Source organism: Nostoc sp. DedQUE05, assembly GCF_034530955.1.
In the GTDB taxonomy this organism is placed as follows: domain Bacteria; phylum Cyanobacteriota; class Cyanobacteriia; order Cyanobacteriales; family Nostocaceae; genus Nostoc.
Genome location: NZ_JAVRCB010000007.1, coordinates 159,905 through 175,588, shown reverse-complemented (window position 1 = coordinate 175,588; position 15,684 = coordinate 159,905). Strand labels below are relative to the sequence as shown.

Sequence of the window (15,684 nt, the reverse complement as noted above, 5' to 3'; positions counted from 1 at the left end):
ACGCGATGAATCCCGTCTGTACAAGAGTTTGGAATTTGAAGTTAAATAAACTGATGTATTTAAAACTACTCACTCCTAACTTTTCACTCCTCACTTATTACATATATCTTGTTAATTGAACTCGGTAACGCTCTTTTTTGGTAACGGCTATTTCTCCAACTTCTAAACGCCCTTTAGAGCGAATGGCGATTAAGTCGCCTGATTTGACTTGAGAACTAGCTTGAGTAACTTCCTTCCAATTGACGCGGACATCACCAGCATCGATGAAATCAACCATTTTGCTGCGGGACATACCAAAACCAGCAGATGCGATCGCATCTAATCTTAAAGAAGCCTCCACAGTAGTTAACTCTTTTTTCTTGGGTTCCCGAACCTTTAATTCTGTTAGCTCAATCTGCTGAGTTTTCACAGGAACCGATCGCACCTGTTTGAGGCTCATGGACAAAAATTCTACCAATTCTGGTGCAACAATCGCCTGCGCCCCCCGTTCTCCTAAGACAATCACATCTCCTGTCTTTTCGCGAACAATTCCCGTCCCTAACATTGCCCCTAAAAAGTCGCGGTGAGAGGCGGTATCAAACAGGAAATTACCAGCAATTTCTACGGCTACAAGGCTGACTTGAGATTGATCTAAGGGAAGTTCCGAACGAGCGATCGCTATTCTTTGGCGTTCAGCTTGCGGATATCCACCCCACGCAACTAATTGCACTTCTGTTAATCGGTTAAACACTCGTTGAATTTCTGCCAATTCTGGCGGAGATAGAAAATCTGTCAAAACCACTTCCCAAGTTTTGATCGCTTGCTCTGCTTGATCGATTGCACGAGCTACACTATCTCGATTTTCAACACCTTTTAAAAGTTCTTCTCGTGGCAACATTCTTAAAAATTATCAGTTATTAATTGAGAATTAATTTGCTATAACTATCTTGATTCTAGCTTTAATTCCCATTTCTATAGTTCTTGTCCAGATTGGGTTAACCTTTCTACTTGAGATTTGTTGGCGATCGCAGCGGCTTAAGCCATCTTCAAAGAACAGGAAAGTAACTCAAGCCTCTGTGTCGCGATCTGTAAACTATGATTTATTCAATACACAGTATTTGTATCGGCATAACCTTGGATATTTTCTGGATCGAACTGACGTAATATTTTGGTTGCTTGGCGAGTCAGAGTTTCAGAACCTTGAACGGCGACTAAATATTTACCTGCATCTAAGCGGTTGCGATAAGGTAAAGCATCACCACCACCTACAAGTAAACCGACTCCGCCACCGACAAATACACCACCCATTGCACCACTAGCAGCACCCAGCAGTCCGCCAACAATGTGATTGCCAACTTCACCCGCCCAAGCAAAAGTATCTAAACCAGTAATCAGGCTGAATGTAAAACCTGCAAAAAAGCCAAATGGTATCAGCCAAGTTGCCATTTGTTTTGCTTGCTTTTTAGCCTGTTCTTTGGGGTCAATTAAGCCAAACTCGTCAGCCGTTTTATACCCCCTTCCCAAAATAGTGCTGTTAATGCCTTCTTTTTCTAAAGCTAAGTAAGCAGCTTCGGCTTGAATGCGGTCTGGTAATACGGCAACAAGGTAATTCATTGATTTTACAATTTGTCTAAATTTGTTTAATAGAAGTTTTGCCTTAATTAACAGCGTATCAGTCCTGGTGGATTGAACCTCGCATGACTAGAAGTCATACACCTGAATTACTCCAAGACTTACATCAGAAGTTACGAGGCTCACATCTTGCACCAAAGCACTAAAAGGACTACACAAACGCAGTGAAAGTCTTCCCACAGGCTAGTCTGTCTGCACGGACTAGGGTCAGATTAAGAGCTTTGAAGCCCCTTTGCGTCTATGTTTGCGTAGCCGCGATTTTAATCTCACGATTAAAATGCGGGCCGATCATTTTAGCAAATCTAGTGGCTCACAAAAATTGTTTACGCCTTGCTTGAGGACATATAGCAAAACTGGCGTTGCCAAAATCTTAGGAAATGTTGGCGTTGTTTTTAGATGTTCCATCATCTTCACAAGAGAAGTATTAAGCAAATCTTCTCGATATTCTGGTTCGCAAACGACCACACGCCATTTTCTAGCCAAGGCATCTAACCACTCGGAATTTGCTCTTTCTGGTTGTTGTCCTGCTCGGATAGCTAGCGTCATCGCTGCATCTTCCAAATCTCCATCACAGTCTTCAATTAAATCCAGCGCTTCCATATCGCTAGGATCGTCTGCCAATTGAGAGCGAAACTGTGCAATTTCTTGAGATGTTACTTTAGTCATGAGTCTTTGACGAGGCAAGCGAGCGAACACTCAGTTATGTTAGTCCAAATTTGACTATAGCGCTTATCTGTTAAGTCCAATACATATCTCACAAAAACAACTCTCAATACTGCTGGGGTTTTGGATTTTTAACTCGGAATTGGATTTGGGGAAAAGGTTACTGGGTTTAGGTTAAAGGTTTTTTCTTTCCCCTTTTCCCCAAAACCCGACAAGTATTGAAACAACTCTTTCCCTTCAGATTTTGTTGGCGTAATTCTTTAGCGATCGCTAAATAATTTCTCAAAAATTACAATTTACAATATTGCTTTTTGGACTAAAAAGCCTCATCTTTCCAGTTAATACACTGAATAAATGAGGCTTTTAGCTAGCTTTTTATCAAAAACGTTACTGGAATCTGCGATCCTCTGATAGAAGGTGCAAAGTGGATTACAAAACACAACAGCAATCAAAAATACTGATTCAGTTGAGTTTCAGCTAATTAGCGGAATGCTCTGAGGGTAACAGACCGTTGTAACTGAGCTAAAGCGCGGTTGTAATCCAAAATTGCTGTAACTCGATTACCTTCAGCTTGTGTGAGGTCGTTTTCAGAGTTAATCACATCAGTTTGAGTACCTACACCAGCTTGGAATCGCAAACGCGCTAAACGTAGAGCTTCCCTGGCTTGTTCTAAAGCGGTATTAGCGGTTTGAACATTCTCCAAACTAGATTGCTGGGTAGAATAAGCTTGTTCTACCTGAAACCGAATTTGGTTGCGCTGTTCAGCAAATTGAGTTTCTGCGATCGCAATATTAGCTCTCTGTTGAGATGCTCTTGCTCTTGCTGCTCCGCCATCAAACAAACTTAGGGTTGCCCTAACTCCGAATGAATAACCATCAGTAACGCTGACATTATCATTGAACTGATCGAGCAGGTCGTAGCTGGCGACCAAACTAACTTGGGGGCCCAGTTCTGCAAGAGCCTGTCTACGCTGTTGCTCACTAGTATTGCGTTGTGCCAAAAACTGTTGCAGTTCCGGACGATTTTGATAAGCCAACACAATACTTTGTTCTAGGGTTGGGTTCCAAAGACCAGCTAATTGTACAGGGTCAGCGGCACTGATATTTATTCCTTGCGGCAAACTTATCCGAGTTGCTAATTGACGACGGGAAATCAACTGCTGGGATCTAGCATTAGTTAAATTTTGTTGGGCATTTGCTAAATTCACCTGCGATCGCAACACATCAAACCGCGTACCAACCCCAGCTCGCTCTAAAGCTTCTGCATCACGCAAACTAGCTTCAGAGTTCACCACAGCCGACTGACTAATGCGTACTTGTTCATCCGCTTGTTGCAAATTGTAGTAGTCAGTAGCAACATTCAAACGGATTGTCTCAGACTGAGTTTCTACAGCAAGCTCATAGTAACGTACCTGTTCTTCAGCCGCTCTGATGCTAGCTTGCACTCTCCCAGAACTATAAAGGTTATATGAAAGTTGTGCTTGACCAGAAAAAGATGTACTGGGTCGATCTTGGTTAGCGGCAAACGGTCCGCTTAATTCGTTCTGAAGTTGACCGCTAGAAGATTGACCACGAGTCAGATCCGTGCTAAGTCCCAGAGTGGGCAATAAAGCAGCTTGTGCCTCGCGTAGAACCGCTCGATTGCGTTCTAGCTCCAATAAGGACACCTGTAGATCGCGATTGTTACGCCGTGCCAACTCCAGAGCCTGTGCCAAAGTAATCGGCTGATTTCCTTGAAGTTGCACCTCCTCCGGTTTGGTGGGAAATTGCAGGGGATTTGAGTTAGGAATTAGGTTCTCTGGAACTTGCACCGACCCTGACGGCACAGGAGTTACGGTTCCTGGCACAGTAGAAGGTTGCACCGACCCTGACGGCACAGGAGTTACGGTTCCTGGCACAGTAGAAGGTTGCACTGAACCTCCTGGTGCAGGAGTTACAGTTCCTGGCGCAGTGATTGGCGTCGAACCTCCTGGTGCAGGAGTTACAGTTCCTGGCGCAGTGATTGGCGTCGAATCTGTCGGAATCGTGGTATTACTCTGAGCCAAGCGACCAATAGCATTTTGTTGTAAGCAGGTGCTTGAGGTTAGCAGCACAGTCAAGGAGTCAGTTTTGCTTTTGCTCAACTCTTGTGGACACCTCTGCGCTGACAACAGTTTTGCTGCTCCTGCACCTGTGGTTGAAGTTTGTAAAAATGTTTGCAACTGAGTAACAGTATTTTTCTTTTGAACCACTGGCTGCTGGAAAGAAGACAGGGACAAAATTTCTTTTTGGACAGATGGGGTTTTTGAAGTATAGTTGGGAACTAGTATCTTCTTTAATTTCTGCCCAGAAGCACTCGAATTACTCTGTTTTTGGTTCTTTTGAGCTTGGGAAGAATTAGAGGTAGGTGTCAAACTAAAAAATCTACCTTTATCTTTCTTAAGTAGTTGTTTTATTGGCACAACAGTATTTTCAGCCGTAAATACTGGAATACTGTTATTACTTAAAGGTTTCACACTAAGTTTAGTAAAACCCAAAGCAGGTACTAGGGTTGGAACACTAACATTTGCACTGTTAGGCAGTTGCCTATTTTTTATGGTATCCACAACCAAGCCTTGACCATAAGTAGAAGTCAAAACACTAGGAGAAGATGCCAGTTGTATCTTAGTTAGTTTCGCAGTACCAGCCCAAGCAGGCTGAGTTGTTAAAACTGCTGCCGTTACACCAGGTAAGAAGCTATAAAATAATTGCTGTCCTTTCACCGCATCCCTCACACGAAAATCAATCTAGCGGCAGAAAACCTTTCTTCACCACAGAATATAGCACGATACTAAACTTAGGAAAGAATATACTACGATACTAAATTTAGGGTTCGGAACTCTGTTTGTCTTCAAAACGTCTAACAATGCGAGAAAGTTCCGCCTTTTCATCGATATTAACGCGAGTAGGAGCACCGCTGATAATCCGTTCGTAGTTTCGGAAAGAATCTTTAATTTCGGGCCCATCAGCAGTAATATTATACTCACGAATGCCTTTATCATGCCAAGACCCGCGCATTTTGAATACGTTAATTGCCCGCGACATTTCTCCACGAATTTCTACGTACTGTAACATCAGAATTGTATCGGTAATCGTGGAAATGTGAGAGTCAGTAATCGAATGCGCTCCTAGAAATTGGTCGGTTGTGTTGGTAAAAAAACCAGTAATTTCTTCTTGTTTAGCATAACCTGTCACACCAATTACAAACTGCCGAAATGCATTATTCGTAACTCCTCTAGCTAGTGCTGATAAAGAATCAATGGCAATCCGAGCAGGTTTGAAAATAGCAATTTCTGATTTAATAATTTGTAAGTGGTCTTCTAAACCAGTTGATTCAGGATAGGTACAAATTATTTTGAGTAAACCTTGATCTTCTAATTCTTCAAAATCAATTCCCCAAGAGGAAGCATTACGAGATAGTTGGGCGCGTGACTCTTCATAAGCAAATAATATCGCCTGTTCTCCATTGAGACAGCCATCTTGAATAAATTTGCTTACTAACAGGGTTTTACCAGTACCTGTAGCTCCTGTCGCCAAAATAATTGAATCTTTAAAGAAACCCCCACCGCACATTTCATCTAAAGTTTTGACGCCAGAAGATACCCTGACATTAGAAGAACGTTGAGTCAAGCGCATTGCTCCGAGTGGGAAGATGTTAACTCCTTCATTAGTAATTGTGAAGGGATATTCGCCTTTCATGTGAGTTGTGCCGCGCAATTTGAGAATTTCAATTGTGCGGCGGCGGCGTTCTCCTTCTAAAGCGTTGCGAACAATTACTACATTATCGGAAACAAATTCTTCCACTCCAAAAGAGGCAACAGGCCCGTATTCTTCACTACGTTCAGTGGTGATTAGAGTGGTGACACTCAGTAGTTTGAGACGTGCTACCAAACGAAAAATTTCGCGTCGCACTACTCCCATCGCTTCATACTGCTGAAATACTGCTGTTATTGAGTCGATTGAAACTCGTTTAGCTTTATATTTGCGGATGGCATATTGCAAGCGTTCAATGAGTGCAGAAAGGTCAAAATTTCCCACGATATCTTGACCTTCTGGATCGGGAGATGCATCAAGAATAAACAACTTGCCTTCTTCAATTAAGCGGGGCAAGTTCCAACCAAAAATATTAGCATTTTTAATAATATCACTCGGTGATTCCTCAAAGGTTACAAATACTCCTGCTTCATCAAAGTAGGTGATACCGTTATAGAGAAACTGAAGAGAGAATAAGGTTTTGCCTGTGCCGGATGTACCACTAATCAAGGTAGTTCTACCAATTGGTAAACCACCATGACTAATATCGTCAAACCCTTCGATCATCGTCCGAATTTTTTCTACACCCCTAATTATCGGTGGTTGTTTTGGTTCTACTTGCTCTTTTTCACTCATTGCTCGATCACAAAAGGGGATTAAAACCTGTTTTTTTATTACTAAAATTTTGAATTAATTTTTTATGATGAAAAATTTACTCTTCAAAGTCTTCTTCACTCAGTTCTTCATAGAGCAAATCCAATCCAATCAACACTCTTTCTCTATCTGAAAGATCCCCAATAATTTTGCGAACGGGTGGAGGCAAAATTTTAGATAATGTTGGTGTGGCCAATATTTTATCTTCTTCCGCCAGTTGCGGGCTTTTCAGTACATCGATCACTTTTAAAGCATAAACCCCTTCAAACTCCTGTTCTAAAATCTCTTTAAGTGTTTTTAATGCCCGGACTGAATTAGGAGTATTACCTGCTACGTAAAGCTTGAGAACGTAGGTTTTTCTGGCTTTATTCATATACTTAATAACTAATCATTATCAGAGAAATACAATAAATATTTTTCTATGCATCGTTACTCACAGTTGTAGCTTGTTCCCAGTTGAACACAGAGCAATAAATTTCATTTATTTTATCTAGAAATCGAACTCCTATAGACTTCGCACAGGTGAGCCAAGATATCTATTAACGTTAGGCGGTAATCAAGTAAAGTTTCATTGCTCCTACCTTCTAATTTTAGCTGGTTAGAAAATTCTTCAATTATCTCCATGTGAATTTCGATTATTTGGGGCACAGGAATATTAGCATAAAATATAGTATTGATAAATTTATCAATTTTATCTTTGAGGGTTTTGTCTGTAGTAAAATAATCTATAAGAATTAGGCTATAATCTATTTTAAGCTGTCTTAATAATCCTTCTCTTTCTGCCGGAGTCATCTCCTGAAAATACTGCTGGCTTTTTTGCATCTGACTGGCAAATACATAAACGTACTGAAGAGTGTATGCCTTACTTGGATTTAGTAGCAGCCAATTTGGTAAATAGTTGATTGTTCCAGAGCTTGTTACAGCAACAGGTAAGTAGCAAAATTGAGCAATAATTGCGTCTATCAATTGCCACAGCCACTTACTCAAACCTTTTTGGTTGGCTAAGTCAACTGGATTATTTAAGCATTTGTTAATATTAGATAGCAGAATCAAGATCGGTAATAACATCTATTCTTGAATATATCTCCTCGATCGCCCTGACCAAGAAACGCGGGCTGATAAGTTTGGCTAACGCTTGTAGGGGAATACTGCGTGTGCAGTAAAGTGCTGATTTAACCCCAAAATAACGCTCTAGGCGAGCAGATAGTGCTAGGCACTCAACATTCTAGTGGAGCAACTAACTGATAGAACTTAGTAGGTCTTTGATGATGAGGTATCCGTCGGCATTGCAAGACACAGTAATTAACTCATGATTTACATACTTATGTATATAAATAGATAGATTTTTTTATTTTGCTCCTTGATAAGATACTTAAACGAACTTAAAGGATTGTCGCATTCCAAATCATTATAATTCCTCAAGGTTCTAAAGCGAATCTTTGGGGCCATAATTGTCTTAGCCGTCGCTATCGATGAGGAGTTTAAATACCAGTAAGACACTGGGGAGGCTGGCTAGTTGCTAAAAATTAGAAACGTCGCCTCTTGGAAAAATGCACTCGTTTGCAATTCCCGTGTCCGTTAGGGGAAATCCCGTTGTTTTAATGGCGTTGAAATAACCAGAGTTGCTTATATGAGTCTTCTTAGAGGATACGACTTCAGGCGAAAAGACCATCAACTGGCAGATGGAAATGCCGGAGGGTTCCACAGGAAGAATGACCCCCAAATCCCTATGTTAATGCTAGATTACCCGCTTTATAACTTTCAGGCAACCGTACCTAGCTGCCCCCAAACAAGTTCTCTGGCAGTGGTGTTGGAGATTTTTGAGCAAGAACAGTGCGATCGCTTGGTAGTAGTGAATCAACAGCAATGCCCCATCGGATTGCTGTATTCTGCCCGTTTAATCCCAAAATTATTAGCCCAAAGTGACGATAAAAATCTAAATTTACACCAATCGCTCTCTACCTGGGGTCAAGGTCTAATTGAGCCAATACAGACAATATCAGCTTCGGAGCGTGTAGAGCGATTAAGCTTGCGCTGGTGCGATTCACAAGTCGAAAAAGCCCAAAACTTAGATTGGGCGCTGATTGACTCCGAGGGTCGATATTTGGGGCTGCTAGATAGTTCGCGCCTGTTGCGATCGCTAGCTCAGGAACGTATGGCTGGCTTACAAAAGTCTAGCGAACATCGCCATGAATATGATGGTCGGCCAAACGAACCCAAGTCATTAGGACATCAGCCATTAGTACACTTGCTAGAAAGACTGCCTTGGCCTTTGATGTTGCAAACGGGTACTGGCGAGGTGGTAGCGCGAAATCCCGCCTGGTGGCAGCAATTAGGAACCTTAAAAGATCCAGAAGGGGTTAGGCAACAGGTGGAGGCAATACTTGCCCCTAAACGCTCCGAAATAGCAGAATATGCCACCCAACCAGCAATCAAGGTTCATCCCAATGGTAGGGAGAATGAGCATACTGATGAAGAAGAACTGATTCAGCAAGAAGCATCAGGTGATGCTGCATACAGCCGATGCTATTTAGATAGTCAAGTGGGTACTTGTACCTGCGTTGTCGAAATGCAAAATGGTCAAGAGCGAATCTGGCAGTTTGCCAAAATTCCCTTAGATAATCCTGAATTTAAAGTTATGAGTGCTGAAAAGGAAATTGCACTCAGCACTGATTTGTGGTTGGTTTTAGCTACTGATGTCACTGAACAGCAGCAACTTTGTAAAGAACTAGCAGCGAAGAATGCCGATTTAATTCAACTAAATCGGTTAAAAGACGAGTTTTTAGCTTGTATTAGTCATGAACTCAAAACTCCCCTAACTGCCGTTTTGGGATTATCGCGCTTGCTAGTGGATCAGCAGTTAGGAGAACTTAACGAGCGTCAAGCCCGTTATGCCGGACTGATTCATCAAAGCGGACGCCACCTGATGAGTGTGGTGAATGACATTTTAGATTTGACCCGGATGGAGACGGGACAAATGGATTTGACGCTGACTCCGGTGAAAATTCAGGCTGTGTGCGATCGCGCCCTATCGGAAGCCAAAGCTATCCACACTCAAACCACCAAAGCGACATCTGCCCCGCCACCTGCAAATGCCCGTTCATCTGCTCCTCAATTCTGTCTTTCCATTGAACTAGGTTTAGATCAGATGGTGGCAGACGAATTGCGCTTACGCCAGATGCTAGTACACCTACTTTCCAACGCTTTTAAATTCACCGAAATATCTGGCGAAATTGGGCTGCGGGTAAGTCGTTGGGAAGGATGGATTGCCTTTACAGTTTGGGATACAGGAATTGGTATTCCCGAACACCAGCAACACTTAATCTTTCAAAAATTCCAACAACTAGAAAACCCCCTCACCCGGCAATTTGAAGGCACTGGTTTGGGGCTAGTATTAACTCGCGCCTTGGCTCGCCTCCACGGAGGAGATGTCAGCTTCTTATCGCGTGAAGGTAAAGGTAGCCAGTTTACCCTACTTCTGCCACCCAGTCCCCCGAAAACAGGCTTTTCGGAACCAGATATGGGAATCAGAGAAGCCGAGGAGACACGATATCAACCGACACGGGAAAATCTCGCCGCCGCTCGTCAGCAAGTTAGTACGCCCATACAGCATCATCTTGCGAGTTCGCAACGGTTGGTCTTGGTAGTCGAAGCAGTAGCTCGATATATTGAAGACTTGACCGAACAACTCAAAGGTTTAGGATATCGGGTAGTGATTGCGCGATCGGGGACAGAAGCAGTCGAAAAAGCGCGGCGCTTGCAACCAATAGCGATATTTTTAAATCCGTTGCTACCCCTGCTATCAGGTTGGGATGTACTGACTTTACTAAAATCTGACGCTGCAACCCGTCATATATCTGTAATTGTGACCGCGACGGGAGCCGAAAAAGAGCAAGCATTTGCTAACCGAGCCGATGGTTTCTTAAGTTTGCCAGTAGAGCATCAGGTCTTAGCACCGGTTCTCGAAAAATTATGTACTGTACAAGTAATGCCGCAGATAGGGTCAAATAATAGTGCAATTATCCCAACTAAAACCCCACTGCGAATTCTCAGGTTGGTGAATCCCCAGTTAGAATCGGTCAATCCCCACCCCTCACTTCGAGAACACCGAGTGATTGAAGTAGATGATCTAGATCAGGCAGAACTTTTGGCGCGGGTATGGCAGTTTGATGTGATTTTGTTAGATGTCGAAAGTACCACTGCGCAAATTTATTTGCAACAACTAATTGGACATCCACGTTTAGCAGCGATACCACTGGTTACTTGCGATGTCGCAACTACTTTAATCGCTTCTAAAATACCAGGGCTATCTGTATTTCCTTACTTAACACCATTTGCGAAAGACAACAGCAGTCGCACCGAGAAAACAGATGCTTTACTATCAGTACTAGAAATTGCTTCTGGTATTTGCTGCCCTCCCAACATCTTAGTAGTGGATTTAACAATGCTGCGGGATTTCCCCCAGATAAGACGTAAGCCAGCTAAGGGTTATCGGACAGAAAAAAATTGCTCAATTAGTAGTGAAACTGCTGAACGGGGATCTGAATGGTTCCAAGCTTTAATTCAATACCTGCAAACAGCAGGCTTCAAAGCCGCAATGAGTCCTTGTTGGGCAGAAGTATTGCAACAGATTCGCCACGAAAGCGTTGACTTATTGCTAATTTGTTTAGGAGAAACCTCTATCCACAAAGATGTGCTCAAAGCACTGAAAACATTAGGAAATTCGCCTTTAAAGTTGCCACCAATTTTGGTACTAAATCAGCGATTAAATCGCTCACAAACCAGTTTCCAGGATGGGGTAGCCGATCGGGAAATTGACAAGCAGAAGAAAAATAGTGTGGAATCGATAGAAACTGTTGTTGGTGCGATCGCTACCCAAATATTACCGCGATCGATATCAATGGAAGACCTATTAAGCCAAATCAATCAAGCTTTAGCTGTCAATGGTTACAATAGCAAATGTTAATGGGGTTATTGATCGTTGGTTTTTTGTCATTAGTCATTTGTCCTTCGTCCTTTGTGAATAACCAATAACTAAGGACTAATGACTAATGACTAATGACTAATTATGATATATCTATTTTTTGATTCTTCATTTTCTTAAAAGGAACTCGAACCAAGTTATAAGCACCCTTGGTTGATAAATTCTTGTAATCATCTGGCTGTAAGTCCATTTGTAAAAACTTTTTCTGTTCGGCTAACAGTAGCACTGAGGAAGGTTTTAGTCCTTTAGCAGCCTGGTTTTTAATATGCTCTACAGCCTCTTGGGGAAATTTTAAATAATTTACGTGGATGTGGCTGTAAAATACCACACTAGGCTTTTTGAAGCCAAGCATGATCAATTCTTCGTTTGGTTGTTTTGCTTCTAGAATGACCGCAGACAATTCCCTTAAGGGTAATTGACGTTCCCGATCGATAAAAAACGAAGCAGGCGTTAAGACAAAAATTACAAACGCCACAAACGCGATTAAATTAATACTGATAATGTAGTTCCAGCGGCGACTCAATAATAAACCCGCGACCAAAACAGCAGAAACTAGCCAAATTATACCCGCGATTACTGGTAAACCAGATTTTTGAATTAGTTCGTGGAAGTTACTTATAGCTGGATCGGTACCTAGTATCTGGGTTATGTTGAGCAGTGCTGTTGCCAGAATTGATAAAAATACTACATTCACCCAACCACTTATTCGCAGCAAAGACGCGGAGATGGGCAAAGTGGGAGAGGGGGAAGGAATTGTTTGCCGTGTCTCTGTATCTGAAAAAAGGTCGCTCCACAGCAGGGCTACCAGGATTGCTGCTGCTGGCATTAAAGGTAATACGTAGCTAGGGAGTTTGGTAACAGCAATGCAAAAAAAGCTAAAGATGCTAGCAAACCAGAACCAGGCAAATAAACCAAATTGCTGAAAACGTTCAACAGATCGCCAATGCGATCGCTGCCAAAACTTTAGTTTGATTATAGAAGCTGGTAAATACACTGAGTATGGTGCAAAACCCAACAGCACGACTAAAAAGTAAAAATACCAAGGTGCTGAGTGACCATTAACTACTTCTGTAAAGCGTTCCAGGTTGTGATAACCAAAAAAGGAGTTAATGTAATTCCAACCATTGCGCCAAATTACTAAAGCATACCAGGGCACTGACAAAGCGAGAATTATCAGTATACCTACAAGAAGGTGCATTTCCCGCAACACCTCTCGCACTTTACCCACGTAAAGCAAAAAGGCGGCAACAATTAGCCCCGGCAAAACAATTCCCACTGGCCCTTTGGTCAAAATTGCACCAGCAATCAACACATAAAAAGCTAAGTACCACTTATTGGGGAATAGGGATTGGGGATTAGGGATTGGGGATTGGGAAAATTTCTCTTCACTCCTCAGTCCACTGCCCTCTGTTCCCAGTTTCCTAGTCCCCAGTCCCCAGTCCCCAGTCCCTTCCTTCCCTGCGTACCCTAGAAAGAAACATAACAAAGCCGATGCCATACATCCGGTGAGCAGCATATCAGAGACACCCGTTCTCGCCCAAATAATAGTTTCGGGATTGAGTGCCATCAACGCGGCTGCGATAAAAGATGTTAAGTAGCGACGAGTAGGACGTGAAACTTGCTCTAATTCGTCTTGTTTAGCCAGATACCACTGGATGGTGTAAAAAGCTAAACAAACTAAGCCGAATGCGGCGATCGCAGAAGGAAGGCGTACTGCCCATTCATTCACGCCAATCAGATGATATGCGATCGCCTGACACCAGTAAATTAAAGCAGGTTTATCGAAACGAGTGTCACCATTGAAAAATGGCGTAATCCAATCACCTGTAACGTACATCTGGCGGGAAGCTTCGGCAAAGAGCGGCTCTGTCTCATCAATTAAGCCAGTGTTGCCCAAATTCCACCCAAAAGCCACCCAACCAACCACTATCAACCACAAAATCGACACAGTTAGACTCAAGGCTGGATTTTTTGCTATTTTGTTGAACCACCGATCAACAGTGTGCTTAACACTCAATTTCATTCTCATTTAGTCAATAGTCAACAATCACTAATCAATAGTCGTTGGTTATCTATCTTTTGTTCTTCAGAGTTTTTAATTCAACAATTTTCCTCTATCCATTACTTAACACTTTACCAACTGTAGGGTAAGGATGTAAAAATAAAGGTTTGAGCATATTTATTAGACTTCTTGGCATTGTGGGAAAAGGGTAAGGGGAAAAGGTTCTGTATTATCCCCTTCCCCTTTAACCAAAACCTTTTCCCCCAAGAGTGCAAAAAGCACTTCTGCAATAAGTCTATTGACTCAGCACAAGTTGCCATTCTCTATTTTGGGAATTCCACTTAGGTAATTGAGTTTCGCCAATAATATAAGGGCCCCAGTAACGACGGGAACCATCTTGTGCAAAAGCAACTAAAACATCTCCCTTTTCCAGCTTTAAATTATTCTGAGGTAGGGATAGAACCAGTCCCTTCTCACTACCTTCTTCGGGAGCAAAATCCCAATGTGCCGGTACATCGTAGTGAGTTTGTTTTTTACTAGCTCCTTTTGCTACTGACTCTCGTGCCAGTAGAACCAGCCGCACAGGCTGATTAGTTTGATTGCTCATTCGCAAAGTACCTCGATCCTTGGCAATGCTTGTTGATTTATCACGCTTTGCCAAGACAGGGTAAGTATTCTCTTTATTGCTATGTTCTACTCGATTGGTTGGGGTAGGTACTGGAGTAGATAAGCTAGTGGAAAGACTTTTTTCAGGTACAACCGAAGTTGTATGCCACTCTTGAGTTTCTGTTGGCAGTTGTGAAGATGTATCTGGGTTTGTATCTGGGTTGGTGGACTCAAAGGATACGCTCAGTCCAAAGCATCCCACCAGAGCAACAAGCAGTCCCAAGCACAAAGCTGTAATACCGACGTTACGATACACTGAAGATTTCATATTGATAGTTATTTAGAAATAAATATTTTGTCTAGGCTTGACCAAATAGTAGCCTATTATCCCAAAAGGCAATCACACAAAATAGCCGAATATAGACTTTCCTCAAATTAGGAAGAGGAATGTATGATAAATATCATTTTGATTAGAAAATATTTGAAGGATATAATCTCTTTGATGTTTGAAAAACAAGAGATCCAGACATCCATTACTTTGGTTTTTGACCGTAAGTATGGATAAAAACAAGATAATTTTATACCTATTAAACCAATTCATTTCTATAAAAAAAATAAAAGTTTCCTGAAACCGTTAGCAGCCTCAACAAGGCGTCCTTTGCTAAACGTCAGTGCTTAAAGATCCTCCTTTCTAAATCTACGCAAGTTTATTCTCCTGTTGGGAGACCCTACGAGGAGCTTACTTTCATACATGAATACAAGTCAGCAAACGCGCTTAACGAACTAGCTTCCTTAAAAAAGGGGAATTTTGAATCATTTTCCCATTTTTTAAGGCTTGCTCGTGAGGAGCAAACTAAATATTTATTGTTTCCAAACATCCTCTAAGAAACTGTATTTCTGAAGAAGATGATAGAATAGTCAAATTTGAATAAACACTGCAATTCCAGTAGATATCTACAATAATAACAAACAAGCTGATGCTAAAACCAATATCCTTCTTACATTAATATAGATATATTTAAAGATATCTTGACTTTTCCCAAAAGTCCCTTTGATGCAAAACACTCGTCTCAATAACTTGTTCGATGGCATTGCTACGCGTTTTGGGCAATGGTTTTTAAATCCTTGGCGACGACTATCGTTGCTGATAATTAGTTTTTTGTTCGGTTTTTTTCTGGGAAACGCAGTTTCCACTACAGCTGGACAACGGGCAGAGTTAGACATTGTAGCAGCTGGTTTTTTAGTACTGTTAACGGAAATTACCAGCAGAATATTTTATAGTCGCAGCTTTTTGGATCGGCGATCGCTCTTGATAGACTCACTAAATCTCCTGAAAGTTGGTTTCATCTACAGCCTGTTTCTCGAAGCTTTTAAGCTGGGATCGTAGTCAGATG

11 protein-coding genes are annotated in these 15,684 nt (G+C 41.9%); 2 read left to right on the top strand and 9 right to left on the bottom strand.

The window, feature by feature from the left end; translation table 11 throughout:
* Positions 1–97: 97 nt before the first annotated feature.
* From RMZ42_RS07510 to RMZ42_RS07480, 7 genes are all read right to left on the bottom strand, one after another.
* Complete coding sequence (locus tag RMZ42_RS07510) at positions 98–877, bottom strand: photosystem II S4 domain protein (RefSeq protein WP_104909074.1); 780 nt, start codon at positions 875–877, stop codon at positions 98–100.
* 206 nt (positions 878–1,083) lie between these two features.
* On the bottom strand, positions 1,084–1,593 hold the full coding sequence (locus tag RMZ42_RS07505) for a hypothetical protein (RefSeq protein ID WP_322663882.1): 510 nt from the start codon (positions 1,591–1,593) through the stop codon (positions 1,084–1,086).
* A gap of 306 nt (positions 1,594–1,899) precedes the next feature.
* Positions 1,900–2,277 (bottom strand): hypothetical protein, encoded by a 378-nt coding sequence (locus tag RMZ42_RS07500; RefSeq protein ID WP_322670819.1) that lies wholly within the window; start codon positions 2,275–2,277, stop codon positions 1,900–1,902.
* 478 nt (positions 2,278–2,755) lie between these two features.
* On the bottom strand, positions 2,756–5,014 hold the full coding sequence (locus RMZ42_RS07495) for a TolC family protein (RefSeq protein ID WP_322670818.1): 2,259 nt from the start codon (positions 5,012–5,014) through the stop codon (positions 2,756–2,758).
* 103 nt (positions 5,015–5,117) lie between these two features.
* Positions 5,118–6,680, bottom strand: a complete 1,563-nt coding sequence (gene kaiC, locus RMZ42_RS07490; RefSeq protein WP_322670817.1) for a circadian clock protein KaiC — start codon at positions 6,678–6,680, stop codon at positions 5,118–5,120.
* A gap of 76 nt (positions 6,681–6,756) precedes the next feature.
* Entirely contained in the window at positions 6,757–7,071 is a 315-nt protein-coding gene (gene kaiB / locus RMZ42_RS07485; RefSeq protein WP_322670816.1) for a circadian clock protein KaiB, read from the bottom strand.
* Between the two features lie 113 nt (positions 7,072–7,184).
* Positions 7,185–7,766: a KaiA family protein gene (locus RMZ42_RS07480; RefSeq protein ID WP_322670815.1), complete on the bottom strand. Its 582-nt coding sequence runs from the start codon at positions 7,764–7,766 to the stop codon at positions 7,185–7,187.
* Positions 7,767–8,328: 562 nt separating this feature from the next.
* Here RMZ42_RS07480 and RMZ42_RS07475 point away from each other — a divergent pair.
* Positions 8,329–11,664 carry an ATP-binding protein gene (locus tag RMZ42_RS07475; RefSeq protein WP_416211800.1) on the top strand — a complete coding sequence of 1,112 codons (3,336 nt, stop codon included), beginning with the start codon at positions 8,329–8,331 and terminating at the stop codon, positions 11,662–11,664.
* 100 nt (positions 11,665–11,764) lie between these two features.
* On the opposite strand, the gene RMZ42_RS07470 is transcribed toward RMZ42_RS07475, so the two are convergent.
* Positions 11,765–13,711: a glycosyltransferase family 39 protein gene (locus RMZ42_RS07470; RefSeq protein ID WP_322670814.1), complete on the bottom strand. Its 1,947-nt coding sequence runs from the start codon at positions 13,709–13,711 to the stop codon at positions 11,765–11,767.
* A 268-nt stretch (positions 13,712–13,979) separates the two neighbouring features.
* Positions 13,980–14,618 carry a hypothetical protein gene (locus tag RMZ42_RS07465; RefSeq protein WP_322670813.1) on the bottom strand — a complete coding sequence of 213 codons (639 nt, stop codon included), beginning with the start codon at positions 14,616–14,618 and terminating at the stop codon, positions 13,980–13,982.
* A 726-nt stretch (positions 14,619–15,344) separates the two neighbouring features.
* Here RMZ42_RS07465 and RMZ42_RS07460 point away from each other — a divergent pair.
* The gene (locus RMZ42_RS07460; RefSeq protein WP_322670812.1) at positions 15,345–15,677 is read left to right on the top strand and encodes a DUF565 domain-containing protein; all 333 of its coding nucleotides are present in this window, start codon (positions 15,345–15,347) and stop codon (positions 15,675–15,677) included.
* Positions 15,678–15,684: the final 7 nt, after the last annotated feature.